Here is a 26,753-nt window from a genome sequence, read left to right as displayed (position 1 = left end):
TAAATCGCTTTACTTCACACACTAAACAGATTCAGGACACGTATGTCAAACAGCGCAATGAGCGTGGTTATCCTTGCCGCCGGCAAAGGAACCCGCATGTACTCAGATCTTCCAAAGGTGCTGCACACGCTGGCTGGGAAGCCAATGGTTCAGCATGTCATTGATGCCGCTAATAAATTAGGCGCCCAGCGGGTGAACCTGGTGTATGGCCACGGCGGGGATCTGCTAAAGCAAACCCTGAACGACGGCTCGCTTAACTGGGTGCTGCAGGCGGAGCAGCTGGGAACCGGCCACGCGATGCAGATGGCGGCGCCGTTCTTTGCCGATGACGAAGACATTCTGATGCTGTACGGCGATGTGCCGCTTATCTCCGTCGAGACTTTACGGCGCCTGCGTGAAGCTAAACCGCAAGGCGGCATTGGTTTGCTGACCGTTAAGCTTGATGATCCGACCGGCTACGGCCGCATTGCGCGGGAAAATGGCAAGGTCGTTGGCATCGTTGAGCATAAAGACGCCAGCGAAGAGCAGCGCAAAATCAATGAAATCAACACCGGGATTCTGGTGGCTAACGGCGCAGATCTGAAGCGCTGGCTCGGCAAGCTGGATAACAACAACGCCCAGGGCGAGTTTTACATCACGGACATTATTGCTCTGGCTCATGGTGAAGGGCGTGAAATTGCCGCCGTTCATCCGGATCGCCTGAGTGAAGTCGAAGGCGTGAATAACCGCCTGCAGCTTTCTCGCCTGGAGCGCGTTTACCAGACGGAGCAGGCCGATAAGCTGCTGCTGGCGGGCGTTATGCTCCGCGATCCGGCTCGGTTCGATCTACGCGGTGAATTCACGCACGGGCGCGATGTTGAAATAGATACTAATGTCATTGTGGAAGGCCGCGTTACGCTGGGTAACCGCGTGAAGATTGGGACCGGCTGCGTGATTAAAAATGCCGTCATCGGTGATGACTGCGAAATCAGTCCGTATACGGTTATTGAAGATGCGACGCTTGAAGCCGCCTGCACCATCGGGCCATTTGCCCGCCTGCGCCCTGGCGCGGAACTAGCGGAAGGCGCTCACGTGGGCAACTTCGTTGAAATGAAGAAAGCTCGTCTGGGGAAAGGTTCTAAAGCGGGCCATTTGAGCTACCTCGGTGATGCCGAAATTGGCGACAACGTGAACATCGGTGCAGGCACAATTACCTGCAATTACGATGGCGCGAACAAACATAAAACGATCATTGGTGATGACGTGTTTGTTGGCTCTGATACTCAACTGGTGGCCCCGATCACCGTGGCCAGCGGTGTCACCATTGGCGCCGGGACGACAGTGACGCGCGACATTGCTGAAAATGAACTGGTGATGAGCCGCGTAAAACAGAAACACATTCAGGGCTGGCAGCGTCCGGTTAAGAAAAAGTAATTTCCCCTCACCCTAACCCTCTCCCCAAAGGGAGAGGCAACTGGACTGAGACAGCTTTCCCTTCCTCTCTAAGGGCCAGGGAGCTGAACAAAACACAGATTTCCGCCCTCTCCCTTCCAGGGAGAGGGCTGGGGTGAGGGTCGTTCTTGAAAACGCCCCGCCCAAAGGCAGTAACCATAAAAATAACCCCACTTTCTACAAGGCTCGGGGCTCCGGAAAACCGGAATAAACAGGTCAGCGACAACACATGGCTAACGCCATTATCAGGACTTAAAAATTATGTGTGGAATTGTTGGCGCAGTGGCGCAACGTGATATCGCTGAAATCCTTCTCGAAGGGCTTCGTCGTCTGGAATACCGCGGGTACGACTCTGCGGGCCTGGCGGTTGTTGACGACAAAGGTCACATGACCCGTCTGCGTCGTCTGGGTAAAGTACAGAAGCTCGCAGAAGCTGCGGAAGAAACCGCTCTGCATGGCGGCACCGGGATTGCCCATACCCGTTGGGCAACGCACGGCGAACCTTCAGAAATTAATGCTCACCCACATGTTTCCGACCACATTGTGGTCGTACACAACGGTATTATCGAAAACCACGAGCCGCTGCGTGAAGCGCTGCAGTCTCGCGGCTACACGTTTGTCTCCCAGACGGATACCGAAGTTATTGCTCATCTGGTGCATTGGGAACTGGAGCAGGGTGGCACGCTGCGCGACGCTGTCCTTCGCACTATTCCTCAGCTTCGCGGCGCTTATGGCACCGTAATCATGGATACCCGTAACCCGGATGTGCTGCTGGCCGCGCGTTCCGGTAGCCCGATGGTCATCGGCCTGGGCATGGGTGAAAACTTTATCGCCTCCGATCAGCTGGCGCTGTTGCCGGTAACCCGCCGCTTTATCTTCCTCGAAGAAGGCGATATCGCAGAAGTGACCCGTCGCGCGGTGACCGTTTTTGATACTAAAGGCGAGCAGGTTCAGCGCCCGGACATCGAATCCAATCTGCAGTATGACGCGGGCGACAAAGGCATTTACCGTCATTACATGCAGAAAGAGATCTACGAGCAGCCGAACGCCATCAAAAACACCCTGGCCGGGCGCATCAGCCACGGTGAAGTGGATTTGACGGAGTTGGGGCCAAAAGCCAATGAAATGCTCTCTCAAGTTGAGCATATTCAAATCGTAGCCTGCGGTACGTCCTATAACTCAGGCATGGTTTCCCGCTACTGGTTTGAAGCGCTGGCCGGCGTGCCTTGCGATGTCGAAATCGCCTCTGAATTCCGCTACCGCAAATCTGCGGTGCGCCGCAACAGCCTGATGATCACCCTTTCCCAGTCTGGCGAAACGGCGGACACCCTCGCGGCGCTGCGCCTTTCCAAAGAGCTGGGCTATCTCGGTTCGCTGGCGATTTGTAACGTGGCAGGCTCTTCTCTGGTGCGTGAATCCGACCTGGCGCTGATGACCAATGCCGGAACGGAAATCGGCGTGGCCTCAACCAAAGCGTTTACCACTCAACTGACCGTACTGTTGATGCTGGTGGCTAAGCTGAGCCGCCTGAAAGGCGCTGGCGCACAGGTTGAGCAAGATATCGTACATGGCCTGCAGGCGCTGCCAAGCCGTATCGAGCAAATGCTGTCCCAGGACAAACGCATTGAGCAGCTGGCGGAAGATTTCTCTGACAAACATCATGCGCTGTTCCTTGGCCGTGGCGATCAGTACCCGATCGCCATGGAGGGTGCGCTGAAGCTGAAAGAGATCTCCTATATTCACGCTGAAGCCTATGCGGCAGGCGAGCTGAAGCACGGCCCGCTGGCGCTGATCGATGCCGATATGCCGGTTATCGTTGTGGCTCCGAACAACGAGCTGTTGGAAAAACTGAAATCCAACATCGAAGAGGTTCGCGCCCGCGGTGGCCAGCTGTATGTGTTCGCCGACCGTGACGCCGGCTTTACCAGCAGCGACAACATGCACATCATCGAGATGCCGCATGTGGAAGAGGTGATTGCGCCTATCTTCTACACCGTGCCGCTGCAATTGCTGTCCTACCACGTGGCACTGATCAAAGGCACTGACGTGGACCAGCCGCGTAACCTGGCGAAATCGGTAACGGTTGAGTAATTTTTTGTCACTAATCAGTCGCGATTAGCGGATGGAAAAGCCGTTTCTCACCAGATCAATAATGCTATAAACGAAGCTAACCTCGGGCGAGATACCGGGTTAGCTTTCGCATCCACCCTGCGAACGGCGAGTTTGTAGGGTGTTTTTATTTCTGAGCGGGAAACAACAAATGTCGGCAAACAAACCTCACTGTCGGCTGGTCAAGCCGCAGCCAGTATTTATAGGCAAGCAGGGGCTTTCTTATCAGGTAGGTGTTTCAAAGGAGGCCGTCGATTCGCAGCATATTCATATGCAGCTGGCGACCATTCCTCCTCGTTCGCAGGCTAAAGCCCACAAGCACGAACACCATGAAACCGCAATTTATGCCCTGAGCGGAACTTCGTCGGTGCTTTATGGCGATGCGCTGGAGCATTTTCTTGAGCTTCCCGCCGGCAGTTTTCTTTATATCCCGATGGATACCCCGCACCTGCCTTACAACAATACCGATGAGCCTGCGGTGGTGATTATTTCGCGGACCGATCCTAACGAGCAGGAGAGCGTGGTGATGATGCCCGAGCTGGACAGAGACGTGCTCTAGCGTCGCCGGATAAATTGTCGCGGAGTCATAGAGAAGCCCTCTACGCAGTTGAGGGCTTTTTTGTTATTTAATTTTCTGGGCGAGCTCATCAATCTTGCGGGAAAGCTGCTCGTTATCCCGCTTCAGGCTGTCCATTTTGGATTGCTGCTCATTGGCTTTACTTTCCATTTGAGACAGTTTGTTTTTCATCTCATCCAGCCTGGTTTCCTGCTCATCTATTTTCCTGACGCTACCGTCGTAATTTGACTGCAACTTTTCCAGGCGATCCTTCATCTCGACAATTGTGCTTTCCTTAATCGATGTAGGGACGAGGGTATTACTTCCTGAAAAGGTGGCGAGCGTTGAGCTGAAACTATCCGTATTACGTGCTTCAACGGCATCAGCGTAAACGGTAGAGGCTGTCATAATGAGTGATATCGTACATAATACAGACAGATAGGCTTTCATTTTTAAACACCTTTTTAAATAAACTGAATTTAATGATGCTTTAAAAAACATGGGGTTGTGTGTTTTTTTATGGCGCTGAGCGGATTGTCATAAAACTGTCATAATTCGTACATTTAACTGTCACCAAACTGTCCTATTTTCTACCCTGTATTCAATTAAACAACAATTTACGAACATCTGGCAGGAGACATTATGAACGTTATGCGTACCACTGTCGCAACTGTTGTCGCCGCGACCTTATCTCTGAGCGCTTCTACTGCGTTTGCAGCTGCAAGCCTGACTGGCGCTGGTGCAACCTTCCCTGCGCCGGTGTATGCCAAGTGGGCAGATACCTACCAGAAAGAAACTGGTAACAAGGTGAACTACCAGGGTATCGGTTCCTCCGGCGGCGTGAAGCAAATCATTGCTAACACCGTTGACTTCGGCGCTTCTGACGCCCCTCTGGCGGATGACAAATTACAGCAAGAAGGCCTGTTCCAGTTCCCTACCGTAATCGGTGGCGTAGTGCTGGCGGTTAACCTGCCTGGCTTCAAGTCTGGCGAGCTGGTCCTGGACGGCAAAACCCTGGGTGACATCTACCTGGGCACCATCAAAAAATGGAACGACCCGGCGATTGCTAAGCTGAACCCAGGCCACAAACTGCCGGATCAGAACATCGCGGTTGTTCGTCGTGCTGACGGCTCCGGTACTTCCTTCGTGTTCACCAGCTACCTGTCTAAAGTGAACGAAGAGTGGAAATCTAAAATTGGCGCAGGCTCTACCGTTAACTGGCCAACCGGTCTGGGCGGCAAAGGCAACGACGGCATCGCAGCCTTCGTACAGCGTCTGCCAGGCTCCATTGGCTACGTTGAATACGCTTATGCTAAGCAGAACAACCTGACTTACACCAAGCTGCTGTCCGCTGACGGTAAGCCAGTTAGCCCGACCGAAGCAAACTTTGCTAACGCGGCTAAAGGCGCTGACTGGAGCAAATCCTTCGCACAGGATCTGACCAACCAGAAAGGTGACGAAGCGTGGCCAATCACCTCCACCACCTTCATCCTGGTCCACAAAGAGCAGAAAAACCCTGAGCAGGGCGCAGAAGTGCTGAAGTTCTTTGACTGGGCATACAAATCTGGCGCGAAAGAAGCTAACGCCCTGGATTACGCAACGCTGCCAGCCTCTGTGGTTGAACAAGTTCGCGCTGCATGGAAGACCAATGTAAAAGACAGTTCCGGTAAGGCGCTGTACTAAGTGCAAAAATCTGGGGTAACAGGTATGTTACCCCGGTTTATTCAGCAACTACGAAGAGTACGCTATGGCTGTGACTAAGCCGACGTTTAAAGCCCCTGGCAAACAAGGCGATGTAATTTTCAGTGCGCTGGTAAGACTGGCTGCGCTGATTGTGCTATTTCTGCTGGGTGGGATTATCATCTCGCTGTTTATCTCCTCGCTGCCGAGCATTGAGAAGTTTGGCTTCTCTTTCCTCTGGTCCAAAGAGTGGGATGCCCCTAATGAAGTCTTCGGCGCACTGGTGCCGATCTACGGAACCCTCGTAACCTCGTTTATCGCACTGCTGATTGCGGTTCCGGTGAGCTTTGGTATCGCGCTGTTCCTGACAGAACTTGCGCCTGGCTGGCTGAAGCGCCCGCTGGGTATCGCCATTGAACTGCTGGCGGCCATTCCAAGTATCGTGTACGGCATGTGGGGCCTGTTTATCTTTGCTCCCCTGTTCGCGACTTACTTCCAGGAACCCGTAGGCAACGTGCTCTCTGCCGTGCCTATCGTTGGCGCGCTGTTCTCTGGCCCTGCGTTTGGTATCGGCATTCTTGCCGCCGGCGTGATCCTCGCCATTATGATCATCCCTTACATTGCCTCCGTGATGCGCGATGTCTTCGAACAAACGCCAGTGATGATGAAAGAATCGGCCTACGGCATCGGCTGTACCACCTGGGAAGTTATCTGGCGCATTGTTTTGCCGTTCACCAAAAACGGCGTTATCGGCGGCGTGATGCTTGGCCTTGGCCGTGCGCTGGGTGAAACCATGGCGGTGACCTTTATCATCGGTAATACCTACCAGCTCGACAGCGCCTCACTGTATATGCCGGGCAACAGTATTACCTCTGCGCTGGCGAACGAATTTGCCGAAGCAGAATCCGGCCTGCATACCGCCGCGCTGATGGAGCTTGGCCTAATTCTGTTTGTGATTACCTTTATCGTACTGGCTATCTCTAAGTTCATGATTATGCGCCTGGCGAAAAACGAAGGGGCTCGCTCATGACCACGATGGAAATGCAAAGCAGCGCGGCACTGGCTGAGTCGCGCCGCAAAATGCAGGCGCGTCGCCGCATGAAGAACCGTATCGCCCTGACGCTCTCTATGGCGACCATGGTGTTCGGTCTGTTTTGGCTGGTGTGGATCCTGTTTTCCACGGTAACCCGCGGCATCGACGGCATGTCGCTGGCGCTGTTTACCGAAATGACGCCTCCGCCTAATACCGCGGGCGGTGGCCTGGCTAACGCCCTGGCGGGCAGCGGCCTGCTGATCCTGTGGGCGACCGTTATCGGTACGCCGCTGGGTATCATGGCCGGGATTTATCTGGCCGAATATGGCCGTAAATCCGCCCTGGCCGAAGTGATTCGTTTTATTAACGACATTCTTCTGTCCGCCCCATCGATTGTGGTCGGTCTGTTCGTTTACACCATCGTGGTGGCGAAAATGGAACACTTCTCCGGCTGGGCGGGCGTGATTGCGCTGGCGCTGCTGCAGGTGCCTATCGTCATTCGTACCACTGAAAACATGCTGAAACTGGTGCCGGACAGCCTGCGCGAAGCAGCTTACGCACTGGGAACACCAAAATGGAAGATGATCTCCGCGATTACGCTTAAGGCGTCCGTCTCCGGGATTATCACCGGCGTGCTGCTGGCGATTGCCCGTATCGCTGGCGAAACCGCTCCGCTGCTCTTCACCTCCCTCTCCAACCAGTTCTGGAGCACGGACATGATGCAGCCTATCGCCAACCTGCCGGTGACCATTTTCAAATTTGCGATGAGCCCGTTTGCCGAGTGGCAACAGCTGGCCTGGGCAGGGGTGCTGATCATTACCCTCTGCGTGCTGCTGCTGAACATTCTGGCGCGCGTGATTTTCTCGAAGAGTAAACACGGTTAAATTTTACGGCGCGGCCCTCGCGGCGCCGGACGGAGATTAAGACACAGATGAGTAAGGTTGATTTAGCCCCAGGCAAAATCCAGGTTCGCGATCTGAACTTCTATTACGGTAAGTTCCACGCCCTGAAGAACATCAATCTGGATATCGCGAAGAACCAGGTTACCGCCTTCATTGGGCCCTCAGGCTGTGGTAAATCCACCCTGCTGCGTACCTTTAACAAAATGTACTCGCTCTACCCTGAGCAGCGTGCAGAAGGTGAAATCCTGCTGGATGGGGAAAATATTCTCACCCAGAGCCAGGACATCGCCCTGCTGCGTGCCAAAGTCGGCATGGTCTTCCAGAAGCCGACGCCGTTCCCGATGTCTATTTACGACAACATCGCTTTTGGCGTGCGTCTGTTTGAAAAGCTGTCCCGCAGCGACATGGATGAACGCGTGCAGTGGGCATTGACCAAAGCCGCGCTGTGGAACGAAACTAAAGATAAACTGCACCAGAGCGGCTATAGCCTCTCCGGTGGTCAGCAGCAGCGTCTGTGCATCGCTCGCGGCATCGCGATTCGCCCGGAAGTTCTGCTGCTGGATGAGCCGTGTTCCGCGCTTGACCCGATCTCCACCGGGCGTATTGAAGAGCTGATCACCGAGCTGAAAGAAGACTATACCGTAGTGATCGTGACCCACAACATGCAGCAGGCGGCGCGTTGTTCTGACCACACGGCGTTTATGTACCTCGGCGAGCTGATCGAATTCAGCGAAACCGATACGCTGTTTACTACGCCAGCGAAGAAACAAACCGAAGATTACATTACTGGCCGCTACGGTTGATTTGGAGAGCGCGATGGATAACCTCAACTTAAACAAACACATTTCTGGCCAGTTCAACGCCGAGCTGGAGTACATCCGTACTCAGGTGATGACGATGGGCGGGCTGGTGGAACAACAGCTCTCCGACGCGATCACCGCGATGCACAACCAGGACAGCGAGCTGGCGAAGCGCGTTATCGCCGGTGACCAGAAGGTCAACATGATGGAAGTGGCGATCGATGAAGCCTGCGTGCGTATCATCGCCAAACGCCAGCCTACCGCCAGCGACCTGCGCCTGGTGATGGCGATCATCAAAACCATCGCCGAGCTGGAACGTATTGGCGACGTAGCGGACAAAATTTGCCGCACCGCGCTGGAGAAGTTCTCCCAGCAGCACCAGCCGCTGTTGGTCAGCCTGGAATCGCTGGGGCGCCACACCGTGCAGATGCTGCACGACGTGCTGGACGCTTTCGCGCGTATGGATCTGGACGAAGCGGTGCGTATTTACCGCGAAGACAAGAAAGTTGACCAGGAATATGAAGGCATCGTGCGTCAGCTGATGACCTACATGATGGAAGACTCCCGTACCATTCCAAGCGTGCTGACCGCGCTGTTCTGCGCCCGCTCCATCGAGCGTATCGGTGACCGCTGCCAGAACATCTGCGAATACATCTTCTACTTCGTGAAGGGGCAGGATTTCCGTCACGTGGGCGGGGATGAGCTGGACAAGCTGCTGGCGGGTAAAGATCCGAAAGAGTAAGCATTTCCGTTCCCTCTCCTTTTAGGAGAGGGGTCGACGCTTCTTTCCCCCCTCTCCCCTTTGGGAGAGGGCTGGGGTGAGGGGCCGTTACTTCCCGAACAAACGCCGAGAATTATCCTCGATCTTCCCTGAAATTCTGCGCTTCTGCATCGTTCTGCTCCAGCTTACCGACAACCCAGCCGCTGACAAAAGCCGATGATACTGTGAATCATCAAACGGCATATGCCAGGCAATGGCGATAGCTTCTGCCACCGTCACGTCGCTAACGCGAGAGGCCAGTTCCAGCGGTGCATCGGCGGAAACATTCCCCGCCAGAATCACGCGATAAAGCCAGCCGCAGTAGCCCGCTTCCTGCATCCGCGTTGCCATATCCTCTACGCCAAAATGGTAGTTCAGCTTAAAGCAGGGCGAACGAGGCTGAGTCACCTGAATCAGCGCTTCACCCCAGCGATAAATATCCCCCATACAGACGTTCTTTTCCGTCATCCCTTCCGTGGACAGGTTTTCGCCGAAGGCCGGGGCGTTAAACAAATCGATTTTATCCGGGAAGAGTTGCGCCCAGTGCTGATAATGCTCGCGCGGATAGTGGCACAGCGCCCTGTCTGGCCCGCCGTGAATCACTTTCTCCGCCTGCTCGTCGCCCTCCAGCCCAAGCTCGGTCAGGCGAAGTTCGCCGTCCACCTGCACCTTGGCGATGGCGCTGGGCCGACTCCCTTCGTAAGCACGGATCTGACCAACGTAAACCTGAAGCGGATAGCGATGCATAAGCGACTCCCTGCGAAATAGACATAAAAAAAGCGAGCCATCAGGCTCGCTTCTCTAAGGTCGTATTGCAACCTTATTTTTTAGCGGCGAAACGTGCTGCTGCTTCGTCCCAGTTAACCACGTTCCAGAACTCTTTCGCGTAGTCCGGGCGACGGTTCTGGAATTTCAGGTAGTAAGCGTGTTCCCAAACGTCCAGGCCCACAATCGGGAAGCCGGAAGCGCCGGAGATAGCTTCGCCCATCAGCGGGCTGTCCTGGTTTGCAGTAGAGACTACAGCCAGTTTGTCGCCTTTCAGTACCAGCCACGCCCAGCCGGAGCCGAAACGGGTAGCGGCTGCTTTTTCGAACTCAGCTTTGAACGCGTCAACGCTGCCGAAATCGCGCTCGATAGCCGCTTTCAGGTCACCTTTCAGCTCGGTGCCTTTTTTCAGGCCTTTCCAGAAGAAGCTGTGGTTAGCGTGGCCACCGGCGTTGTTACGCAGTACGGTTTTCTTATCCGCAGGCAGCTGATCCAGTTTAGCGATCAGTTCTTCAGCAGACAGGCTGGCAAACTCAGGCAGGGATTCCAGCGCGGCGTTCGCGTTGTTGACATAAGCCTGGTGGTGTTTGCTGTGGTGGATTTCCATGGTTTCTTTGTCGAAATGCGGTTCCAGCGCGTCGTAAGCGTAAGGCAGGGATGGCAGTGTATAGCTCATATTCATCGTCTCCATTAACGTAGAGCGGCTGTAATGCTGTTAACGCCGCGTAATCAGTCGGTTCATTATAGTTAATTAAATGATATTGAAAATGTTTATCAATGCCGTACTTAGCGTGTGGTTATAACTTTTCTTCATGAAACCACGGCTTACGGCTATAACGCAGCGGGTAAAAAGCCATTTTCCCAGAGTAACGGCGAATTGTTACCCGGTCGTGACGTAACGGCATGAGAAGAACCCGAGAGGAGTACAAATTGTGATCGCCATCGGCGGCACTCGCTGAATTTTGCCAGCTTCATCGGGCGCGCGGCATTGCCCTGAAGGTTAGCCCGCAGCTCACTCTTTAGACTCGTTGACATTGCAGGCTGTCGCAGAGGCGACGGCCCAAAAACAGCGAGGGTTAATCATGAGCAATGCAATCACGATGGGGATCCTGTGGCATCTGATCGGCGCCGCCAGCGCCGCCTGTTTTTATGCCCCGTTTAAAAAAGTGCGGCACTGGTCATGGGAAACCATGTGGTCCGTCGGCGGGATTGTCTCCTGGCTTATCCTGCCGTGGGCGGTGAGTGCCGTACTGCTACCCGATTTCTGGGGTTATTACGGGTCGTTCAGCGTGGCCACGCTGCTGCCGGTGTTTTTGTTTGGTGCCATGTGGGGCATCGGTAATATCAATTATGGCCTGACGATGCGCTATCTGGGGATGTCGATGGGGATTGGCGTCGCTATCGGCATCACGCTGATTGTCGGCACATTACTGACCCCGATCATCAATGGCAAATTTGCCATGCTGACGGATACGCCAGGCGGACGCATGACGCTCCTTGGCGTGCTGGTGGCGCTTATCGGCGTGGCTATTGTGACCTGGGCCGGGCTGCTAAAAGAACGTCAGATGGGGATTAAAGCAGAAGAATTTAACCTGAAAAAAGGGCTGCTGCTGGCGATGATGTGCGGCATTTTCTCCGCCGGTATGTCATTTGCGATGGATGCAGCGAAACCTATGCATCAGGCGGCGTCGAATCTGGGCGTCGATCCGCTTTATATTGCCCTGCCAAGCTATGTGGTGATCATGGGGGGCGGCGCCGTTATTAATCTGGGCTTTTGCTTTATCCGACTGGTAAAAGTAAAAAACTTGTCGGTAAAAGCCGATTTCTCGCTGGCAAAATCGCTGATTGTTACCAACCTGATTTTATCGGCACTTGGCGGCCTGATGTGGTACCTGCAATTCTTCTTCTACGCCTGGGGGCACGCTAAAATTCCGGCACAGTATGACTACATGAGCTGGATGCTGCATATGAGCTTCTACGTGCTCTGCGGCGGGCTGGTAGGGTTAATCATGAAGGAGTGGAAGTCCGCGGGGCGCAGGCCGGTTGGCGTACTGGCGATGGGCTGCCTGACGATCATTCTTGCTGCCAATATCGTTGGCCTGGGCATGGCGAACGGATGAGGCTCAACGAAAACGCTGGCGCCATAACCTTGGCGTCACGCCCGTCTCTTTGGTGAACACCACGGAAAAATAGTTACTGTCCTCGAAGCCGCACTGGGCGGCAATCTCGCTGATTAACAGCTCGCTGTGGCGCAGCAGATACTGCGCCTGGCAAATACCGAGCTGGCGCAGATACTGGTTTAGCGTCATGCCCGTTTGCTGGCGAAACAGGGAGCGCATCTGCCGCTCTGTCACCTGATGGTGGTGGCAAAACAGCCCGAAATCAAACGGCTCTTCAAGGCTGTTTCCCAGTGCGGCCATCAGCAGATCCAGCGTTTCACCCTCACGCAGGCTGGCGGCATCGGCCACCCGGTAGCGATGGCGGCGCAGGGTTATCAGCAGTTGTAAAAACAAGCTCTCCGACAGGCAGCGTGACAGGAGGTCCGTTTTCGGGCTTTCATGCTCGAGCTGCCCGATGATCTGACGTACCTGCGCCATGCCCTGGCTACCCAGCCGCCAGCGAGGATCGCTGTCGCTGCCGTGGGGAGGGTTAGACAGCAGATCCCCCCAGTTAACGTTTAACGCCAGCCTTTCCGGGCAGTAAATAATGTTATGCAGGACCAGATCGTGCACTGATTCGTAGCTGTGCTTATCTTCCGCACGAATGTAGAACAAGTCGCCACAGGTGATGCGCCAGGGCCTGCCGTTAAGAATGTGCAGCCCGTTGCCGCGCCAGACCACCACCAGCTCACAAAATTCATGGGTATGCTCGGCAAAAACGTTTTGAGGATAGCGATCGGCCACCGTGACCGGCTGCGTATCGGAGGCAAAAAAATCCGCTTTTTTAAGCACTAACTGGCCTGGCACAGACGTCGCTCCGTGACTGAATGGGCTGAAATCATTGCTTTTTTTCGCCTAAAATACGGTGACGTCAGCCACGTTATACAATTGGAGTATCCCGGCCCTGGCGTACCACCCTGGGAGAGTAAGAAAACTCTCGCTTAAAAAGCGTGGAGAAATGGTTACTGTCGCCAAAGCCGCACTGAAAGGCGATATTCGTCACGCTTTCCTCGCTATGTCGCAGTAAATAACGCGCTTTCATCAAACGGAGTCGGTTGAGGTAGCGCTGAGGCGTGAGCCCGGTTTTCTGATTTAACAGGCGATGCAGGGTTCTCAGCGAGAGCGTAAAAGAGGCTGCCAGCTGCTCCCAGCAAACCTCTTCCGAAGAGTGATCTTCCAGCCAGAGAAGAAGCTGGTTTAAGCGCTCGTCGGCCCCGCCCCGATTGTCTGCCTGATTCGCCTGGCTCAGCAACACCAGCAGCTGCATAAAGAGAAGTTCTCGCCTGGCGAGGGCAGGCGCCGTGTTTTCCGAACTCAGTGCCTCAAACTGCTCGATAAACCCTTTCACCTGACGCAATACGCCCTGATTGACCCGCCAGTGTGCCGGATAATAGCCGTCTTGTTCCTGCGGCAGGAGTTTGTGCAGCCCGGATAGAAAGCAAAAGGCTTCCGGCTCACGATATAGAATATTGGTCAGGCAGAGGTTTTCGGTGTGCTCAAACTGATGATGATCGTGATCGCGAACAAAGCAGATGGAGCCGCCGCTCAGCGTATAAGGTTGCCCGTTGAAAATATGGGAGCCGGTGCCGTGTTCAACAATAATGATTTCATTGAAATCATGGATGTGCTCAGGGAAGTCCGGCTGAGGCTGGCGGGGTTCAATGGCCACCGATATCCCGGCATCTGGAAAAAAATCCACGCTGTGTAATACCGTCATGATTGCTTCTCACTGTGCTAACGATGGGTCGATAGTAGAGAACCGCGCCCGGCATCACCTTAAATTTTCGACACAAAATCGTGCATAAAACGTTCTTTTTTGAAGATGAAACGGGCTTTATCGGGAAATGTGTGTGCGGTCACAGGCGTGAAGCGCGGCCTTTCGAGGCGGGCAAAGTAAATATGTGAACTCTCTCTCGTTCATCTTTGCCTCTTTGCCAGGCGGGAACGCACGCTGTCATTGGGATGAAGGCAGGGGCAGAGCGGCATTTTTAGACTGATGGGCAATGACGCCAATGAGGACTCCCATCATGACTTTTCGCCACAGCGTTGCCGTCGATCTCGGTGCCTCCAGCGGTCGCGTGATGCTGGCGGGCTATGATCAAACTGCCCGGCAGATCTCCCTGCGGGAAATTCACCGCTTTACCAACAGCCTGATTCGCATTGACGGCCATGACTGTTGGGATCTTGACAGCCTCGAAGCTGAAATACGCCTTGGGCTACAAAAAGCCTGCGATGAAGGCGTGCGAATCGACAGCATTGGCATCGACACCTGGGGCGTGGATTTCGTTCTGCTCGATGAAAATGGCCGCCGCGTGGGCCTGCCCGTGTCCTATCGCGATAGCCGGACGGACGGCGTAATGGCTCGGGCTATCAGCGAGCTTGGGCGCGAAGTAATCTACCGCCGCAGCGGTATTCAATTTTTACCTTTCAACACGTTATATCAGCTTCGTGCACTGGTAGAGCAGCACCCGGACTGGGTAAAGCGAACCGCTCGCGCGCTGCTGATCCCAGATTATTTCAGTTTTCGGCTTACCGGGGTGATGAACTGGGAATACACCAACGCCACCACGACTCAGATGATAAACATCCAGACGGATAGCTGGGACAGCCAGCTGCTTGCCTGGGCAGGGGTGCCGGAGCGTTGGTTTGGCACACCCACGCATCCCGGCGTGATGAGCGGCGAGTGGGAATGCCGTGAAGGCAACAACATCCCGGTAGTCAGCGTCGCTACCCACGATACGGCCAGCGCGGTAATTGCCGCTCCTCTGGTCGGGGAAAACGCCGCTTATCTCTCCTCCGGGACCTGGTCATTAATGGGTTTTGAAAGCAAAACGCCCTGCGTCAGCGAGGCGGCGCTGGCGGCCAATATAACTAACGAAGGTGGGGCAGAAGGGCGTTATCGCGTCCTGAAAAACATCATGGGGCTGTGGCTGCTGCAGCGCGTTTCCCGCGAAAGCGCGGGAATGGATATCCCCGATCTTATTGCCCTGGCGCAGCATCTGCCCGGCTGCCGCTTCACCATCAACCCCAACGACGATCGCTTTATCAATCCGGCCAACATGAGCCTTGAAATTCAGGCTGCCTGCCGTGAGGCGAACCAGCCGGTGCCGGAAAGCGATGCAGAGCTTGCGCGCTGTATTTTTGACAGCCTGGCCTTGCTCTATGCCGAGGTACTGCGCGAGCTGGAAGCGTTGCGAGGCGAGCCTTTTGGCTGCCTGCATATTGTCGGCGGCGGCAGCCAGAATCATTTCCTCAACCAGCTTTGTGCCGATGCCTGTGGGATCCCCGTTGTTGCCGGGCCGGTGGAGGCTTCAACGCTGGGAAACATTGGCTGTCAGCTGATGGCGCTGGACGTGATTCCAGACGTAGACGCCTTTCGCCACCTCGTGCGCCAAAACAGCAATCTCATTTCCTTCATGCCGAACCCGGACAGTGACATTCGCCGCTACGTCGGGCAGCTACGGCAAAACATTCAGACACGTAAGGAGCTTTACGCATGACGACTCAAATCGAAGAAGCCTGGGCCCTGGCGAAACAGCGTTTTGCCGCAGCAGGCGTTGATGCGGAGGAGGTTTTACGCCAGCTCGATCGCCTGCCCGTCTCCATGCACTGCTGGCAGGGTGATGACGTCGCCGGGTTTGAAAGCCCCGAAGGCGAGCTAAGCGGCGGCATCCAGGCCACGGGAAACTACCCAGGTAAAGCGCGTAACCCGGCTGAACTGCGCGCCGATCTGGACTGTGCCCTGAGCCTGATCCCTGGGCCAAAGCGATTGAATTTGCATGCGATTTATCTCGAGTCCGACGAGCCTGTCTCTCGCGACTGCATCAAGCCTGAGCATTTCAAAAACTGGGTTGAATGGGCTAAAAACCATGGCATGGGGCTGGATTTTAACCCTTCCTGCTTCTCTCATCCGCTAAGTGCGGACGGTTTTACGCTGTCACACGCCAGGGATGAAACCCGCCAGTTCTGGATCGATCACGTTAAAGCCTGCCGCAAAATATCGGCTTACTTCGGCGAACAGCTGGGAACGCCATCGGTGATGAATATCTGGATCCCGGACGGCATGAAAGATATCACCGTCGACCGTCTGGGCCCGCGCAGGCGTCTCGTAGAGGCGCTGGATGAAGCCATGGCTGAAAAACTTAACCCGGCACATCACATTGATGCGGTAGAAAGCAAACTGTTCGGTATCGGCGCGGAAAGCTACACCGTCGGTTCCAATGAGTTTTACTTCGGCTATGCCACCAGTCGCCAGACGGCCCTGTGCCTCGATGCTGGCCACTTCCATCCCACCGAAGTCATCTCCGACAAAATCTCCAGCGCCATGCTCTACATCCCGCGCCTGCTGCTGCACGTCAGCCGCCCGGTGCGTTGGGACAGCGACCACGTTGTGCTGCTGGACGACGAAACCCAGGCGATCGCCAGCGAAATCATCCGTCACAACCTGTTTGACCGCGTCCACATTGGCCTCGACTTCTTTGATGCCTCAATCAACCGCGTTGCGGCCTGGGTTATCGGCACGCGTAACATGAAGAAAGCCCTGCTGCGGGCGCTGCTTGAGCCCACAGCCCAGCTTCGCCAACTGGAGTTGGCAGGCGATTACACCGCCCGCCTGGCGCTGCTTGAAGAACAGAAATGTCTGCCGTGGCAGGCCGTCTGGGAGATGTACTGCCTGCGCCACGACACTCCAGCGGATGCCTCCTGGCTGAGCACTGTTCGCCAGTATGAACAGCAAATTTTAGCGCAGCGCGTGAATTAACCCTCACCCCGGCCCTTTCCCTAAAAGGGAGAGGGTGAAACCGACATTCTTACTGAACAATTCCCTTTCCCCTTTGGGGAGAGGGAGCGTCTTAAGGAACACGAAACAATGCAGAACATCCTCAACTCATGGTTTATTCAGGACATGGTGAAGGCCACCGGCGATATGTGGCTAAAGGGCTGGGACGAGCGCAACGGCGGCAATATTAGCCTGCGGCTGGATGCCGAAGACGTCGAATATTACCGCGACCAATTCAGCCATGCACCGCACCGCGTCGCGCTAAGCCAGCCTGCAGAAATGCTGGCGGGATGCTGGTTTTTGGTGACCGGTTCAGGCAAGTTTTTCCGTAACGTTCAGCTCGATCCGGCGGACAATCTGGCGCTGCTGCAGGTCAGCAACGATGGCCAGTCCTACAGCATCCACTGGGGGCTGACCAACGGCGGGATGCCAACTTCAGAACTCGCAGCACATTTCCAGTCCCACGGGGTACGCAAGCTCATCTCCGGGGGGAAAGATCGGGTGATCATGCATTGCCACGCCACCAACCTGATTGCGCTAAGCTACGTCCTGCCATTGGAAAATGCGGCCTTCACGCGCCAGCTTTGGGAAGGCAGTACCGAATGCCTGGTGGTCTTCCCGGAGGGTATCGGCATTGTGCCGTGGAAGGTGCCGGGCACTGACGACATTGGCACCGCCACCGCAGAGCAAATGCGCGCTCACAGCCTGGTGCTGTGGCCACATCATGGCATTTTTGGCACCGGGCCTACGCTCGACGAAGCCTTTGGCCTGATAGACACCGCTGAGAAGTCGGCTGAAATCCTGGTGAAAATCTATTCGATGGGCGGCATGAAGCAGACTATCACTCGCACGGAACTGGTGGCGCTTGGCGAGCGTTTCGGCGTCACGCCACTTGCAGAAGCACTTAAGGATTGAGGAGCAAAAGATGAGTTTTATGCTGGCACTACCCAAAATCAGCCTGCACGGAGCGGGCGCCATTGGCGATATGGTGGAGCTCATCGCCGAAAAACGCTGGGGCAAAGCGTTAGTGGTAACCGACGGACAACTGGTGAAAATGGGGCTATTAGATAGCCTGTTTGCGGCGCTGGATGAGCATAACCTGCCTTACGAACTGTTCGATGAAGTGTTCCCCAACCCGACCGAAGCGCTGGTGCAAAAAGGCATCACAAGATTTAACCTGGCCGACTGCGACTACCTCATTGCTTTCGGCGGCGGCAGCCCGATTGATACGGCGAAAGCGGTGAAAATCCTGACCGCAAACCCGGGGCTTTCCGTGCATTATTCCGGTGTCGGGAAAGTAAAAAATGGCGGAGTTCCTCTGGTGGCGATTAACACCACGGCGGGCACGGCGGCAGAGATGACCAGTAATGCGGTGATCACCGACAGCGAACGTCAGGTGAAAGAGGTGATCATCGACACCAATCTCATCCCGGATATTGCCGTGGATGATGCCAGAGTCATGGTGAATATTCCGTCCTCCGTTACCGCTGCAACTGGGATGGATGCGCTTACCCACGCCGTTGAAGCCTATGTTTCCGTCAGCGCACATCCGTTAACGGATGCCAACGCGCTGGAGGCCATTCGCCTGATAAACACTTGGTTGCCGAAAGCCGTAGACGACGGGCAGAACCTGGAAGCGCGTGAAATGATGGCCTACGGCCAATACCTCGCGGGGATGGCGTTTAACAGCGCAGGGTTGGGGCTGGTACATGCGATGGCGCACCAGCCGGGCGCGACGCACAACCTGCCGCACGGCGTATGTAATGCGATTTTGCTGCCGGTTGTTGAAGCCTTTAACCGGCCAAACGCGGTGCCTCGCTTTGCTCGCCTGGCGCAGGCGATGGGGAGCGATACTCAGGGGCTGACCGACGAGCAGGCAAGCCATAAAGCCATCGAAGCGATTCGCGCGTTATCCGCCAGGGTTGGCATCCCGTCCGGCTTTCGTGAGCTTGGCGTTCAGCCTGCCGATATTGAAGGCTGGCTGGACAAAGCGCTGGCCGACCCGTGCGCGCCGTGTAACCCAAGACCCGCCTCGCGCGAAGAGATCCGCCAGCTTTATCTGGAGGCGCTGTGATCAGGAAAGCTTTTGTGATGCGGGTTAATCCTGACGCCCACGAAGAGTATCAGCGCCGCCATTCGCCGATTTGGCCCGAGCTGGAAGAGGTGCTTAAACAGCACGGCGCTCATCGCTATGCGATCTATCTGGATGAACAGCGCCATCTGCTGTTTGCCACGGTAGAAATTGAGTCCGAAGCGCGCTGGAATGCGGTGGCCGACACCGACGTTTGTCAGCGCTGGTGGCAGCATATGCGCGACATCATGCCCAGCAACCCGGACGGCAGCCCGGTCAGCCAGGCGCTAAAAGAAGTGTTCTGGCTCGAATAAAAAACAAGGCCCGGTTTCCGGGCCTTTTCTTATCTCTTAGCGAGTGGAGGCGTCTTCCAACGCTTTGTGGATGACGGAAGACAGCTCGGCGACGTCAAACTTGGCGACATAGCCGTTGGCGCCGACTTTACGGACGTGATCTTCGTTGGCGCTGCCGGAAAGTGAGGAGTGGATCACCACCGGAATGTGCTTCAGCGAAGGTTCGGTCTTAATGTTGCGGGTCAGGGTAAAACCGTCCATCTCCGGCATCTCGATATCGGTCAGCACCAGGCCGATTTTGTCGGTAATAGGCGTGCCGGATGCTTTGGCATCGGCAGCAATAAGTTTGATTTTTTCCCAGGCTTCCAGGCCGGTCGCGTGCATGATGGCCGGAATGCCCATCCCCTTCAGGCCCTGCTCCAGCATCGAACGCGCGACTTTGGAATCTTCGGCAACGATAGCCACCGCGCCGGGCTTCAGGGTATAAGTTTTCTCTTCTATCGCGGCAATATTCACATCTCTCCCGGATGGGATAATGTCATAGAGGATCTGCTCCACGTCCAGCACCAGCGCCAGGTCTTTGCCGGTTAGCGGGTCGTCAATATTGGCGATGCTGGTGATATTGCGGCTGCTGACCCCGGCCTCGGCGGCGTGCACCTGGCTCCAGTCGAGGCGAATAATGTTCTCCACGGACTCCACGGCAAACGCCTGGGTGCTGCGGGCATATTCGGTGATCAGTAATAAATTCAGGCCGGTGGTCGGCGTGCAGCCGGTGACCGCAGGCAGATCGATAACCGGGATAATCTGGTCGCGAATATTAGCCATGCCCAGCAGCGGTGATTCCATGCCTGCGGCACGGTTAATCTTCGGCATCGGCACAATTTCACGCAGCTTAAAAACGTTGATGCCGTACAGCTCGGACTTGCTGTCGTGCTGGCTGGTGCCTAAGCGGAACAGCAGCAGCTCGAACTTGTTGGATAACGCCAGGTTGGCCCTTTCATCAATATCTTTCTGAAAACTATCCATTTTAACCTCAAGTGATAACCCGGCCTCAGAACCCAACCGTACGGAGTGAATGCTTGTCTAAGTTATCGGCAGCGTCTGGAAAAAATGAAGGGAAAAGGCGAAATGATTTCGCTTAGAGGGGCGTGATATCCCTCTAAGCGGAGGGCGCTTACTTTTTCTTGTTCAGCATCGCCTTGAGGTCGGCAAACGGATTATAGGTTGCTTCGCCTACATCCTTTTGCGCGTCCTCTCCGGCAATCACCGTGGAGCCGTACTGGTCGGCCTCGGTGTATTTAGAATGTTCATGATCGTGGCAATACAGGCATAAAAGCTCCCAATTGCTGCCATCTTCCGGGTTGTTGGTGTGATCGTGATCCATATGGTGAACGGTCAGTTCACGCAGATTAGAATAGACAAACTCGCGGGAGCAGCGCCCGCACACCCACGGGAAAAGCTTCAGCGCCTTTTCGCGGTAGCCGCTTTCCAGCCGCGTATAGTTCTTGGGGATAATTGCCATGATTCAGGTTCCAGACAAAAAATGTAGGGTTATGCCCAGTTTCCGGCTAAAGCGCGTCTTTATCAATCCCCAGGCGCTTCATCCGGGAAAGTAACGTGGTGCGCTTCAGCCCTAATCGCTGGGCAGCGCCGCGAGGCCCGGCCACCACGCCGTTAGCTTCTTTCAGCACGCGCAGGATGCGCTCGCACTCGTCCTCATCTTCACGCCTCTCTTCTTCCACACACGGAGAAAGATGGCGTTCCAGAGGAGGGCGGTGATCCATTTCGGGCAGGGAAAGGTGCAGCACGCTGCCCCGGGTTAACAGCACCGCCCGCTCAATCACGTTTTCCAGCTCCCGCACGTTGCCTGGCCACTCCATGCGGCTCAGGGCGCGCAGCGTTTCTGCCGGAATACTGTCGATGTTGCGGTTCAGGCGGCGGGCGATTTTGAAAGTGAAGGATTTCACCAGCAGCGGGATATCCTCCGGGCGTTCGCGCAGCGGCGGCAGCGTGATAGGAAACACGTTCAGCCGGTAATAAAGATCGCTGCGGAACTCCCGGTCGGCAACCATCTCTTTCAGGTTGCGGTTAGTAGCGGCGATCAGGCGCACGTCCACTTCCTGAACCTTATTGCTGCCGAGGCGCTCAAACTCCTGTTCCTGCAGCACGCGCAGCAGCTTGGGCTGCAGCTCAAGCGGCATATCGCCCACTTCGTCGAGGAACAGCGAGCTTTTATCCGCCAGCTCAAAGCGGCCAATGCGCTGATTGTTCGCCCCGGTAAACGCCCCGCGCTCGTGGCCGAACAGGTCGCTCTCCAGCAGCCCGGCGGGCATCGCGGCGCAGTTGATCTTCACCATCCGGCGGCTGTTGCGCTCGCTCAGGTTATGGATCGCCCGGGCAATCAGCTCTTTACCGGTGCCGGTCTCGCCGAGGATCAGCACGGTGCTGTCGCTGCTGGCCACCATCTCCACCTGCTTAAGCACGATAGACATCGCCTCGCCGCGCCCGATAATTTCGCCAAAATCGCTGTCGACGTTATTAATTTGCTCGGTGAGGTAGAGGTTTTCATCCACCAGATTCTCTTTCAGGCGGTTGATTTCCTGGTAGGCGAGGGCGTTATCCACCGCGATGGCAATACGTTCCGCAATCTGGCGCAGCAGCTTGAGGTTGGCTGGCGTAAAGCCCTGCTCGCTGCATTTGGCGAGCTTCAGGACGCCCAGCATATTGGGACCGAACTTCAGCGGCAGCAGGCAAAGCGTCTGCGGTTTGTTGTCCCACATCTCCAGCAGCATCCGCTCATACGGCGCCAGTTTGTCGCCAGGGCAAAGATTGAGCAGCAGCATTTCGCCACTTTTAAAGACGCGTTCTGACAGCGTGCCTTCCTCAAGCACGTCGCTTTGATCGTGAATCGGCGAAGCTTCATCCACAAAGTGAGTGGAGTAGAGCGTGAGTCGCGACTTGCGGCTGCTTTTCAGCACGATGCTGATGGAATCAATGGCGAAGTGATAGTGAATTTCCCGGGCAATCTCGCTGATCAGTTCGTCCAGGTCCAGCTTCGACAATACCGCGTTGGTGACGGCCACCAGAATGCGAAAATCGTCGCGCTCCCGGCACAATAACTGGTGATCGTGGCTCGAATTGAGCCGGGTCTGAATTTGCTCGGTCACCAGGCCGACAATTTGCGCCAGGGTATAAAGCCGGTTCAGCTCTTTTTCCGTCCAGGCGTCCGCCCGGTTGCGGATAAATTCGCAGCCGCCGAAAATTTTGCCTTCGGAGGCCAGCGGTAAAAGGCAGTAGCGGCCAAAAGGAGCATACAGATCCAGGCTTGCCATTTGCGGCCAGGTTTCATCGAACTCTTGCTGGCTGCAAATCAGCGCCTCCGGGCGCGACAATATGCGGCGCACCGGGCCGCTGGCCAGAGCCATTTCATCTTCGTAGTGCAGTTCCTTGCCGTGTTTATCCTTGCCATAAAAACTCACCCGCTGATGCTGGGGATGGTAAAGCAGAATGTTAACGCGATCGGCCAGCGCGCCCTGTTTCACCAGCTGCGTCAGGCTGCTGGCGAGTTCGTTGAGATCGGGCTGCTGGAGCAGCATGCGGGTGATATCAAACAACCCCTGCTGCCCGAGATCGCTCATCGGCGTGTATGACATTTTTGCTTTCCATTGAAATGCCCTGCGGCGGGCGCAGGGCTAAAAAATATAATTAATATAAATATTGTTTAAGTTTAGTCAGCGTTGCGTGAATGCATACTGGTGCAGGTCAACAAATGCGCGGTAAGGGTTCAAAATGCGGCAGATCGAGCGTGCGTTTTACGCCATAAAGCCCCGCGACGCGCACGCCTTTTCGCTCTACAACCTCACCCACGACAGCCGCCTGTTTGCCGCAGGAGTGCTGCTGTAACGCCTGAATAACGGCCGGGGCAGACTCGGGAGACGCGGCGATAACCAGCTTGCCTTCATTAGCAAAATTTAACGCATCCAGCCCCAGCAGTTCACAGACGCCGCGCACCGCCGGGTTCAGCGGCAGCTTGTTTTCGCTGATTTCCATTCCGCAGCCGCTGGTGTCGGCAAACTCGTGCAGAACGGCATTTACCCCGCCGCGCGTGGCGTCCCGCAGCGCTTTTACGCCGGGAATCTGCAGCAGCGGGGCGATCATCGGCGCCAGCACCGCGCAATCGCTTTGTAGGTCGCCGTCCAGCCCCAGCTTCTCGCGCAGGTTGAGGATGGTTGCGCCGTGGTCGCCGAGCGTGCCGCTCACAATCAGCCGATCCCCTGCTTTGAGCTGAGCCGCGCCCCAGTTAACGCCCGCAGGAATAGCGCCTATCCCGGCGGTATTGATAAACAGCTTGTCCGCCGCGCCGCGCGGTACGACTTTGGTGTCGCCGGTGACAATGGCGATATTTGCCGAGCGCGCGGCATTCGCCATACTGGTGACCACGCGCTCCAGCGTTTCAAACGGCAGGCCTTCTTCAAGGATAAAACCGCACGACAGCCAGCGCGGTGTAGCCCCGCTCACCGCGACGTCGTTGGCCGTGCCGCACACGGCCAGCTTGCCGATATCCCCGCCGGGGAAAAACAGCGGATCGATAACGTAGCTGTCGGTAGAAAACGCCAGCCGGTCGCCGCAGGCGGTCAGCTCTGCCAGCGAAAGCCTCGCCTGATCTTCCTGCTCGGCCAGCCACGGATTATCAAAAGCCCGCATAAACAGGCTGGCGATCAACTGCTGCATCGCCTGGCCGCCGCTGCCGTGGGCCAGTTCAACGGTTTTCATACTTCACACTCCTGAGAACGGTACTGATACCACGCCGCGCAGGCTCCTTCGGAGGAGACCATCAAGGCGCCGAAGGCGTTTTGAGGATTACAGTCGCGGCCAAACAGCGGGCATTGCTGCGGCTTGCAGCGCCCGGTAAGTACGTCGCCGCAGCGGGCTTTCGGGTCGTCGTAAACCCGCTGAGGTTTGGGCTGGAAATGGTCTTCGGCATCAAACTGACGGTAGGCTTCGGTGAGCTGCACGCCGGAATCACCGATTACGCCAAGGCCGCGCCATTCCGCTTCGCCACGCACCGTAAATACGTCGCTTATCGCCTTCTGCGCAAGCAAATTGCCTTCTTCCGGCACGACCCGGCGGTACTGGTTTTCTACCAGGCTGCGCTGCCTGATTTTTTGCTCGACCAGCATCAGCACGCCCTGCAGCAGATCGAGCGGCTCAAAGCCGGCCACCACCAGCGGGCGCTGGTGCTCAGAGGCAATAAAGTCATAGGCTTCGGTGCCAATCACCATGCTGACATGCCCCGGCGCCAGGAAAGCGCCGATGCCGTTGTCGGGCTGGGAAAGCAGGCTGCGCAGCGTCGGGATCAGCGTGATGTGCTGGCAGAAGAAATAGAAATTATCGATGCCCTGCGACTTTGCCTGTTGAAGCGTGATTGCCGTGGCGGGCATGGTGGTTTCAAAGCCGAGGCCAAAGAACACCACTTTGCGCTCCGGGTTCTGGCGAGCCAGCGTCAGCGCGTCCATGGGCGAGTAAATCACCCTGACGTCCGCGCCTCGCGCCTTCGCCTGCATCAGCGAGCCGTTTTTACCCGGCACGCGCATCGCATCCCCAAAGGTACAGAAAATCACTTCCGGGTGGCTGGCTATCTCAATGCAGGTGTCGATTCGCCCCATCGGCAGCACGCAAACCGGGCAGCCGGGTCCGTGAATAAACTCGATATTTTCCGGCAGCAGCTGATCGAGGCCGAATTTAAAAATAGCGTGGGTATGGCCGCCGCAAACTTCCATGATGCGCAGCGGGTGGCTCGCCGTGTAGTTCAGCAGCGTGGCGCGGGATTTCAGCGTTTCAATCAGCTGCATCACGCGATCTGGATCGCGGTATTCATCGACGTAGCGCATCAGCGACGCTCCTCGCCATAAAGCAGCGCGCCAACGTCCGGCTCAACCTCGAACATGTTTTGCAGGGCATCCAGCGTGTCCCGCGCCTCGGCTTCATCAATCATGCTCATGGCGAAACCGACGTGAACCAAAACCCATTGCCCCACGGCGGCGTCGCCCACCAGCGTTAAATTCACGTCGCGCTGCACGCCGCAGACGTCCACTTTCGCGCTGCCGTCGGCCAGGCGCGCAACAATTTGCCCCGGGATGCCTATGCACATCGCTCCGCCTCCAGCCAGCTAAGCCACTCGTCCATCCCTTCGCCGCTGGTCGCGGAAACCAGAATAATTTTGATGTCCGGGTTGACCTCGCGGGCAAAAGCTAAGCACTTGCTGACGTCGAACTGCAGGTAGGGCAGCAGGTCGATCTTGTTCAGCAGCATCAGTGACGCCGCGGCGAACATATGCGGGTATTTCAGCGGCTTATCTTCGCCTTCCGTCACCGACAGCACCGCGACCTTATGGCGCTCGCCTAAATCAAAGCTCGCCGGGCAAACCAGGTTGCCGACGTTTTCGATAAACAGCACGCCGTCGCGTTCTAGCGGTAGGCGCAGCATGGCATCGCGAATCATCTGGGCATCAAGGTGGCAACCTTTCCCGGTATTCACCTGAATGGCTGGCGTGCCGGTTTCGCGGATGCGCGCGGCGTCGTTCACCGTTTGCTGATCGCCTTCGATAACCGCGCACGGCACTTTGGCATTCAGGCGCTTCAGCGTCTCGGTGAGCAGGGTGGTTTTACCGGAGCCGGGGCTTGAGACCAGGTTCAGCACCAGCTGATTGTGGCTGGCAAAGCGGTCGCGGTTATGGGCGGCGAGCTGGTTATTTTTGTCGAGCACGTCCAGCTCGATCTCCAGCATCTTACGCTGAGTCATCCCCGGCGCGTGGGTGCCTGCCGCGCCGTGACCGTAATGCAGGTCGCCCTGTTCGTCAGCCGTAGGGGCAAACTTGACGCCGGTGATCTGCTGCAGCGGGCGTGCCGCCGGGGCAAACGGGGCACTGCGAAAGCCAGAGTGGGGATTACGTTCGTCCCCTTCAATGTACAGGTTGCCTTCACCGCAACCGCAAGTGCTACACATGAGCTATCTCCTGATCGATTTCCAGACGCTTAATCTGCATGCCGTCATCCGCCACGATGCGCAGGTTGCTGCCGTTACAGTTGGGGCAGCACTTCACGCGCTGGGTCAGCAGAGTGACGAACTGCTGGCAGTCATGGCACCAGCATTCGGCTTCCTGCTGGTGGATATGCAGCTCGCTGCCTTCCGCCAGGGTGCCGCGGCAGACCAGATCAAAGCAAAACTCCAGGGCGCTGGTTTCCACGCACGAGAAGGCGCCGACCTCCAGCCAGACGCCGGTCACGCGACGGGCATTGTTCTGGCGGGCGTGGTTTTCGATAAGTTCGACTGCGCGCTGGCAAAGGGTGATTTCGTGCATGGGGCCTCCGGGGGTAACTGGGGCAGGTAATGCAAGGACGGTGCCAGGCTTTTTCTT

Annotated in this window: 27 protein-coding genes; 14 read left to right on the top strand and 13 right to left on the bottom strand. The window is 56.1% G+C overall.

Annotated features, from left to right (window positions below; translation table 11 throughout):
- Positions 1-42: 42 nt before the first annotated feature.
- From glmU to A936_RS11055, 3 genes are all read left to right on the top strand, one after another.
- Complete coding sequence (gene glmU, locus A936_RS11065; protein ID WP_008457737.1) at positions 43-1,413, top strand: bifunctional UDP-N-acetylglucosamine diphosphorylase/glucosamine-1-phosphate N-acetyltransferase GlmU; 1,371 nt, start codon at positions 43-45, stop codon at positions 1,411-1,413.
- Between the two features lie 279 nt (positions 1,414-1,692).
- Complete coding sequence (gene glmS, locus A936_RS11060; RefSeq protein ID WP_008457735.1) at positions 1,693-3,522, top strand: glutamine--fructose-6-phosphate transaminase (isomerizing); 1,830 nt, start codon at positions 1,693-1,695, stop codon at positions 3,520-3,522.
- Between the two features lie 169 nt (positions 3,523-3,691).
- The gene (locus A936_RS11055) at positions 3,692-4,099 is read left to right on the top strand and encodes a cupin domain-containing protein (protein ID WP_008457733.1); all 408 of its coding nucleotides are present in this window, start codon (positions 3,692-3,694) and stop codon (positions 4,097-4,099) included.
- Positions 4,100-4,162: 63 nt separating this feature from the next.
- On the opposite strand, the gene A936_RS23475 is transcribed toward A936_RS11055, so the two are convergent.
- Positions 4,163-4,546 (bottom strand): hypothetical protein, encoded by a 384-nt coding sequence (locus tag A936_RS23475; RefSeq protein ID WP_157141406.1) that lies wholly within the window; start codon positions 4,544-4,546, stop codon positions 4,163-4,165.
- A gap of 192 nt (positions 4,547-4,738) precedes the next feature.
- Here A936_RS23475 and pstS point away from each other — a divergent pair, with 192 nt between their 5' ends.
- The 5 genes from pstS (at position 4,739) to phoU (ending at position 9,253) form a co-directional block, all read left to right on the top strand.
- Positions 4,739-5,779 (top strand): phosphate ABC transporter substrate-binding protein PstS, encoded by a 1,041-nt coding sequence (gene pstS / locus A936_RS11045; protein ID WP_008457728.1) that lies wholly within the window; start codon positions 4,739-4,741, stop codon positions 5,777-5,779.
- A gap of 64 nt (positions 5,780-5,843) precedes the next feature.
- Complete coding sequence (gene pstC, locus A936_RS11040; protein WP_008457726.1) at positions 5,844-6,806, top strand: phosphate ABC transporter permease PstC; 963 nt, start codon at positions 5,844-5,846, stop codon at positions 6,804-6,806.
- The gene (pstA, locus tag A936_RS11035) at positions 6,803-7,693 is read left to right on the top strand and encodes a phosphate ABC transporter permease PstA (RefSeq protein ID WP_008457724.1); all 891 of its coding nucleotides are present in this window, start codon (positions 6,803-6,805) and stop codon (positions 7,691-7,693) included. The genes pstC and pstA overlap by 4 nt, the downstream gene beginning before the upstream one ends.
- A gap of 47 nt (positions 7,694-7,740) precedes the next feature.
- On the top strand, positions 7,741-8,514 hold the full coding sequence (gene pstB / locus A936_RS11030; protein ID WP_008457722.1) for a phosphate ABC transporter ATP-binding protein PstB: 774 nt from the start codon (positions 7,741-7,743) through the stop codon (positions 8,512-8,514).
- 13 nt (positions 8,515-8,527) lie between these two features.
- Complete coding sequence (phoU, locus tag A936_RS11025; RefSeq protein ID WP_008457720.1) at positions 8,528-9,253, top strand: phosphate signaling complex protein PhoU; 726 nt, start codon at positions 8,528-8,530, stop codon at positions 9,251-9,253.
- A gap of 87 nt (positions 9,254-9,340) precedes the next feature.
- On the opposite strand, the gene yiiM is transcribed toward phoU, so the two are convergent.
- Together yiiM and sodA are read right to left on the bottom strand one after the other, a co-directional pair.
- Positions 9,341-10,018 (bottom strand): 6-hydroxyaminopurine reductase, encoded by a 678-nt coding sequence (gene yiiM, locus A936_RS11020; protein ID WP_008457718.1) that lies wholly within the window; start codon positions 10,016-10,018, stop codon positions 9,341-9,343.
- Between the two features lie 73 nt (positions 10,019-10,091).
- On the bottom strand, positions 10,092-10,712 hold the full coding sequence (sodA, locus tag A936_RS11015; RefSeq protein WP_008457716.1) for a superoxide dismutase [Mn]: 621 nt from the start codon (positions 10,710-10,712) through the stop codon (positions 10,092-10,094).
- 406 nt (positions 10,713-11,118) lie between these two features.
- On the opposite strand from sodA, the gene rhaT reads away from it, so the two are divergent.
- Entirely contained in the window at positions 11,119-12,156 is a 1,038-nt protein-coding gene (rhaT, locus tag A936_RS11010) for an L-rhamnose/proton symporter RhaT (RefSeq protein WP_008457712.1), read from the top strand.
- Positions 12,157-12,159: 3 nt separating this feature from the next.
- Here rhaT and rhaR read toward each other — a convergent pair whose 3' ends face one another.
- Positions 12,160-13,002 carry an HTH-type transcriptional activator RhaR gene (gene rhaR, locus A936_RS11005; protein WP_008457710.1) on the bottom strand — a complete coding sequence of 281 codons (843 nt, stop codon included), beginning with the start codon at positions 13,000-13,002 and terminating at the stop codon, positions 12,160-12,162.
- Positions 13,003-13,075: 73 nt separating this feature from the next.
- Entirely contained in the window at positions 13,076-13,912 is an 837-nt protein-coding gene (rhaS, locus tag A936_RS11000) for an HTH-type transcriptional activator RhaS (protein ID WP_008457708.1), read from the bottom strand.
- 310 nt (positions 13,913-14,222) lie between these two features.
- Between rhaS and rhaB the strand changes: the two genes are divergently transcribed.
- The 5 genes from rhaB to rhaM all read left to right on the top strand — a co-directional run bounded on the left by rhaB (position 14,223) and on the right by rhaM (position 19,357).
- Positions 14,223-15,695 (top strand): rhamnulokinase, encoded by a 1,473-nt coding sequence (gene rhaB / locus A936_RS10995; protein WP_008457705.1) that lies wholly within the window; start codon positions 14,223-14,225, stop codon positions 15,693-15,695.
- Positions 15,692-16,954, top strand: coding sequence for an L-rhamnose isomerase (locus A936_RS10990; RefSeq protein WP_008457704.1), 1,263 nt, complete (start codon positions 15,692-15,694; stop codon positions 16,952-16,954). The genes rhaB and A936_RS10990 overlap by 4 nt, the downstream gene beginning before the upstream one ends.
- A 108-nt stretch (positions 16,955-17,062) precedes the next feature.
- Entirely contained in the window at positions 17,063-17,887 is an 825-nt protein-coding gene (gene rhaD, locus A936_RS10985) for a rhamnulose-1-phosphate aldolase (protein ID WP_008457701.1), read from the top strand.
- A gap of 10 nt (positions 17,888-17,897) precedes the next feature.
- The gene (gene fucO / locus A936_RS10980; RefSeq protein WP_008457699.1) at positions 17,898-19,046 is read left to right on the top strand and encodes a lactaldehyde reductase; all 1,149 of its coding nucleotides are present in this window, start codon (positions 17,898-17,900) and stop codon (positions 19,044-19,046) included.
- A complete protein-coding gene (gene rhaM / locus A936_RS10975) occupies positions 19,043-19,357 on the top strand; it encodes an L-rhamnose mutarotase (RefSeq protein WP_008457697.1) in 315 nt (104 codons plus the stop codon). Before fucO ends, rhaM begins: the two co-directional genes overlap by 4 nt.
- Positions 19,358-19,393: 36 nt before the next feature.
- Here the strand turns inward: rhaM and A936_RS10970 are convergent, their stop codons facing one another.
- From A936_RS10970 to hypA, 8 genes are all read right to left on the bottom strand, one after another.
- Positions 19,394-20,362 (bottom strand): chemotaxis protein, encoded by a 969-nt coding sequence (locus tag A936_RS10970; protein WP_008457694.1) that lies wholly within the window; start codon positions 20,360-20,362, stop codon positions 19,394-19,396.
- Between the two features lie 148 nt (positions 20,363-20,510).
- The gene (gene yajD, locus A936_RS10965) at positions 20,511-20,858 is read right to left on the bottom strand and encodes an HNH nuclease YajD (RefSeq protein ID WP_008457693.1); all 348 of its coding nucleotides are present in this window, start codon (positions 20,856-20,858) and stop codon (positions 20,511-20,513) included.
- Positions 20,859-20,904: 46 nt separating this feature from the next.
- Entirely contained in the window at positions 20,905-22,989 is a 2,085-nt protein-coding gene (gene flhA, locus A936_RS10960; protein ID WP_008457692.1) for a formate hydrogenlyase transcriptional activator FlhA, read from the bottom strand.
- Between the two features lie 109 nt (positions 22,990-23,098).
- Positions 23,099-24,109: a hydrogenase expression/formation protein HypE gene (hypE, locus tag A936_RS10955; protein WP_008457691.1), complete on the bottom strand. Its 1,011-nt coding sequence runs from the start codon at positions 24,107-24,109 to the stop codon at positions 23,099-23,101.
- Positions 24,106-25,227, bottom strand: coding sequence for a hydrogenase formation protein HypD (hypD, locus tag A936_RS10950; protein ID WP_008457690.1), 1,122 nt, complete (start codon positions 25,225-25,227; stop codon positions 24,106-24,108). The genes hypE and hypD overlap by 4 nt, the downstream gene beginning before the upstream one ends.
- Positions 25,227-25,487, bottom strand: a complete 261-nt coding sequence (locus A936_RS10945) for a HypC/HybG/HupF family hydrogenase formation chaperone (RefSeq protein WP_008457689.1) — start codon at positions 25,485-25,487, stop codon at positions 25,227-25,229. The genes hypD and A936_RS10945 overlap by 1 nt, the downstream gene beginning before the upstream one ends.
- Complete coding sequence (gene hypB, locus A936_RS10940) at positions 25,478-26,341, bottom strand: hydrogenase nickel incorporation protein HypB (protein ID WP_008457688.1); 864 nt, start codon at positions 26,339-26,341, stop codon at positions 25,478-25,480. Before hypB ends, A936_RS10945 begins: the two co-directional genes overlap by 10 nt.
- Positions 26,334-26,696 (bottom strand): hydrogenase maturation nickel metallochaperone HypA, encoded by a 363-nt coding sequence (hypA, locus tag A936_RS10935; RefSeq protein ID WP_008457687.1) that lies wholly within the window; start codon positions 26,694-26,696, stop codon positions 26,334-26,336. Before hypA ends, hypB begins: the two co-directional genes overlap by 8 nt.
- Between the last annotated feature and the right edge of the window lie 57 nt (positions 26,697-26,753).

Origin of the sequence: Enterobacter sp. Ag1 (assembly GCA_000277545.1) — a bacterium.
Lineage (GTDB): Bacteria > Pseudomonadota > Gammaproteobacteria > Enterobacterales > Enterobacteriaceae > Cedecea.
This window is presented reverse-complemented; position numbering and strand designations above follow the sequence as displayed.

What these genes read in the sequence shown, in the direction of transcription:
- hypD (WP_008457690.1), bottom strand. Translation starts at nt 25,227, where the DNA reads ATGCGCTACGTCGATGAATACCGCGATCCAGATCGCGTGATGCAGCTG.
- fucO (WP_008457699.1), top strand. Translation starts at nt 17,898, where the DNA reads ATGAGTTTTATGCTGGCACTACCCAAAATCAGCCTGCACGGAGCGGGC.
- hypB (WP_008457688.1), bottom strand. Translation starts at nt 26,341, where the DNA reads ATGTGTAGCACTTGCGGTTGCGGTGAAGGCAACCTGTACATTGAAGGG.
- rhaB (WP_008457705.1), top strand. Translation starts at nt 14,223, where the DNA reads ATGACTTTTCGCCACAGCGTTGCCGTCGATCTCGGTGCCTCCAGCGGT.
- A936_RS10945 (WP_008457689.1), bottom strand. Translation starts at nt 25,487, where the DNA reads ATGTGCATAGGCATCCCGGGGCAAATTGTTGCGCGCCTGGCCGACGGC.
- sodA (WP_008457716.1), bottom strand. Translation starts at nt 10,712, where the DNA reads ATGAGCTATACACTGCCATCCCTGCCTTACGCTTACGACGCGCTGGAA.
- flhA (WP_008457692.1), bottom strand. Translation starts at nt 22,989, where the DNA reads ATGTCATACACGCCGATGAGCGATCTCGGGCAGCAGGGGTTGTTTGAT.
- A936_RS10970 (WP_008457694.1), bottom strand. Translation starts at nt 20,362, where the DNA reads ATGGATAGTTTTCAGAAAGATATTGATGAAAGGGCCAACCTGGCGTTA.
- A936_RS23475 (WP_157141406.1), bottom strand. Translation starts at nt 4,546, where the DNA reads ATGAAAGCCTATCTGTCTGTATTATGTACGATATCACTCATTATGACA.
- pstS (WP_008457728.1), top strand. Translation starts at nt 4,739, where the DNA reads ATGAACGTTATGCGTACCACTGTCGCAACTGTTGTCGCCGCGACCTTA.
- hypA (WP_008457687.1), bottom strand. Translation starts at nt 26,696, where the DNA reads ATGCACGAAATCACCCTTTGCCAGCGCGCAGTCGAACTTATCGAAAAC.
- glmU (WP_008457737.1), top strand. Translation starts at nt 43, where the DNA reads ATGTCAAACAGCGCAATGAGCGTGGTTATCCTTGCCGCCGGCAAAGGA.
- yajD (WP_008457693.1), bottom strand. Translation starts at nt 20,858, where the DNA reads ATGGCAATTATCCCCAAGAACTATACGCGGCTGGAAAGCGGCTACCGC.
- yiiM (WP_008457718.1), bottom strand. Translation starts at nt 10,018, where the DNA reads ATGCATCGCTATCCGCTTCAGGTTTACGTTGGTCAGATCCGTGCTTAC.
- pstC (WP_008457726.1), top strand. Translation starts at nt 5,844, where the DNA reads ATGGCTGTGACTAAGCCGACGTTTAAAGCCCCTGGCAAACAAGGCGAT.
- hypE (WP_008457691.1), bottom strand. Translation starts at nt 24,109, where the DNA reads ATGAAAACCGTTGAACTGGCCCACGGCAGCGGCGGCCAGGCGATGCAG.
- rhaS (WP_008457708.1), bottom strand. Translation starts at nt 13,912, where the DNA reads ATGACGGTATTACACAGCGTGGATTTTTTTCCAGATGCCGGGATATCG.
- phoU (WP_008457720.1), top strand. Translation starts at nt 8,528, where the DNA reads ATGGATAACCTCAACTTAAACAAACACATTTCTGGCCAGTTCAACGCC.
- glmS (WP_008457735.1), top strand. Translation starts at nt 1,693, where the DNA reads ATGTGTGGAATTGTTGGCGCAGTGGCGCAACGTGATATCGCTGAAATC.
- pstA (WP_008457724.1), top strand. Translation starts at nt 6,803, where the DNA reads ATGACCACGATGGAAATGCAAAGCAGCGCGGCACTGGCTGAGTCGCGC.
- A936_RS10990 (WP_008457704.1), top strand. Translation starts at nt 15,692, where the DNA reads ATGACGACTCAAATCGAAGAAGCCTGGGCCCTGGCGAAACAGCGTTTT.
- pstB (WP_008457722.1), top strand. Translation starts at nt 7,741, where the DNA reads ATGAGTAAGGTTGATTTAGCCCCAGGCAAAATCCAGGTTCGCGATCTG.
- A936_RS11055 (WP_008457733.1), top strand. Translation starts at nt 3,692, where the DNA reads ATGTCGGCAAACAAACCTCACTGTCGGCTGGTCAAGCCGCAGCCAGTA.
- rhaD (WP_008457701.1), top strand. Translation starts at nt 17,063, where the DNA reads ATGCAGAACATCCTCAACTCATGGTTTATTCAGGACATGGTGAAGGCC.
- rhaT (WP_008457712.1), top strand. Translation starts at nt 11,119, where the DNA reads ATGAGCAATGCAATCACGATGGGGATCCTGTGGCATCTGATCGGCGCC.